General features: G+C 72.3%; 3 protein-coding genes. All 3 read left to right on the top strand.

Annotated elements, in window-relative coordinates:
- Positions 1 to 619: MacS family sensor histidine kinase (gene macS, locus SACSA_RS0100155; RefSeq protein WP_048876270.1), on the top strand; the 619-nt coding region annotated here is incomplete at its 5' end.
- Positions 619 to 1,269 (top strand): response regulator, encoded by a 651-nt coding sequence (locus SACSA_RS0100150; protein WP_019812513.1) that lies wholly within the window; start codon positions 619 to 621, stop codon positions 1,267 to 1,269. The genes macS and SACSA_RS0100150, both read left to right, overlap by 1 nt.
- A 63-nt stretch (positions 1,270 to 1,332) precedes the next feature.
- Positions 1,333 to 1,992 carry a DUF1707 SHOCT-like domain-containing protein gene (locus SACSA_RS0100145; protein WP_048876269.1) on the top strand — a complete coding sequence of 220 codons (660 nt, stop codon included), beginning with the start codon at positions 1,333 to 1,335 and terminating at the stop codon, positions 1,990 to 1,992.
- Positions 1,993 to 2,048 lie beyond the last annotated feature (56 nt).

Genomic DNA, 2,048 nt, shown 5'->3' with positions numbered 1-2,048 from the left:
GGCGCGGGCGATGCGCACCGAGGCGGCCACGGCGGAACGCGAGCGGCTCGCGCGCTCCATTCACGACAGTGTGTTGCAGGTGCTCGCCCGGGTGCGGCGGCGCGGCTCCGAACTCGGCGGAGAGGCGGCCGAGCTGGCACGCCTCGCGGGGGAGCAGGAGATCGCGCTGCGGGCGCTGGTCTCCACCGAGCCGTGCGGTTCGAGTGACGACGACACCGCGGACCTGCGCGCGGCGCTGCAAATCCTGTCGACCTCGCGAGTGCAGGTCGCCGCACCCGCGGGGGAGGTGCCGCTTCCGGGACACGCGGTGCGCGAACTCGTCGCGGCCGTCCGGGAAGCTTTATCCAATGTAGACAAACATGCGGGGCCGGAGGCGAAAGCCTGGGTCTTGCTTGAGGACCTGGCGGAAGAAATCGTGCTCACGGTCCGGGACGAGGGTCCGGGCATTCCGGCAGGGAGACTGGAACGCGCCGAGCGGGAGGGACACATGGGAGTGGCGAAGTCGATCAGGGGCCGGGTCGCCGACCTCGGCGGCACCTGCACACTGCACACCGAGCCGGGAGAGGGCACGGAGTGGGAGCTCCGGGTGCCGCGCCCGGGCGCCGGAAGGAGAACCTGATGACGGTGTCGGTCATGATCGTCGACGACCACCCGATCTGGCGAGACGGCGTGGCCCGCGACCTGGGTGAGCACGGGTTCGACGTGCGGGCGACCGCGCCGGACGGGGAGTCGGCGGTCCGGATCGCCCGTGCCGTGCGGCCCGACGTGGTGCTGATGGACATCAACCTCGGCGCCACGTCCGGCGTGGACGCCACGCGCGCCGTCACCAGCGAACTGCCCGACACCCGCGTGCTGGTCCTCTCCGCCAGCGGCGAGCACGACGACGTCCTCCAGGCGGTCAAGGCGGGCGCCTCGGGGTATCTGGTGAAGTCGGCGTCGGTGACCGAGCTGGTGGATGCCGTGCGGCGCACCGCGGAGGGTGATCCCGTCTTCACGGCCGGGCTCGCCGGGATGGTGCTCGGGGAGTACCGGCGGATGGCCGACGCCCCCACCGGCGGTGAACCGCCGCCGAGGTTGACCGAACGCGAGACCGACGTGCTGCGTCTGGTGGCGAAGGGGCTGACCGCCCGGCGCATCGCCGACCGGCTCGTGATCTCCCACCGCACCGTGGAGAACCACGTCCAGTCCACCCTGCGCAAGCTCCAGCTGCACAACCGGGTCGAGCTGGCCCGGTACGCCATCGAGCACGGCCTCGACCAGGACGCCTAGCCCGGCCCCCGGTGGCGCATCTCAGGGTCTTCCCTGATTCGCGCCTGCCGGGCCGCTTCTAGGATGAGGTGGGTGGACGGCGAGTACAGCGACGACCGGGACCGACCGGACCGCCTCGACCAGCGCGACCTGCGGGTCTCCGACGCCGAACGCGAGCACGTCGTCGAGCTGCTGCAACAGGCCATCGGCCGGGGAATGCTGACCCTGGACGAGTTCACCGAGCGCACCGACACCGCACTGGGCTCGCGCACGCGCGGTGAGCTCAACGCGGTCCTGATCGATCTGCCGGGGCTGACGCACACCGGCGCCGCACCCGGGCCCGCCGGGATGCCGCCGGGGACCTCCCGCCCCGAGGGGTCTGCCGACCGGGTGGAGCTGCGGGGCCACGGCTCCTCCCTGGTCCGCAAGGGCCGCTGGTCGGTGCCCTCTGAGCTGCTCGTGCGCAACAAGTACGGCGAGACGCGGCTCGACTTCACCGAGGCCGAGTTCACCAGCCGTGTGGTGCACATCCGGCTCGACACCAAGTGGTGCGCGGTGAAGTTCCTGGTGCCCCAGGGTGCCGAGGTCGACATCAACGGGCTCGACGAGCTGAAGTGGGCCCACATCGATGACAAGACGCGCGGCGCGGCGAGCGGGGACTCCCCCCGCCTCGTCCTCACCGGCCGGCTGCACGGCGGGTCGCTGACCCTGCGCCACCCCCGGCGGGGGCTGTTCTCCTGCTGAACGGGCGCGGACCCGGCCCCGGTGCGGAACCTCAGGCGTTGCCCGCCGCCGCGCGG

This window comes from Saccharomonospora saliphila YIM 90502, assembly GCF_000383795.1.
Lineage (GTDB): Bacteria > Actinomycetota > Actinomycetes > Mycobacteriales > Pseudonocardiaceae > Saccharomonospora > Saccharomonospora saliphila.
The sequence above is the reverse complement of the archived record's forward strand: the minus strand, read 5'-3'. Positions and strand labels throughout refer to the sequence as shown.

Excerpts from the sequence above, each read along its gene's own strand:
- SACSA_RS0100150 (WP_019812513.1), top strand. The coding sequence starts at position 619 with ATGACGGTGTCGGTCATGATCGTCGACGACCACCCGATCTGGCGAGAC.
- SACSA_RS0100145 (WP_048876269.1), top strand. The coding sequence starts at position 1,333 with ATGAGGTGGGTGGACGGCGAGTACAGCGACGACCGGGACCGACCGGAC.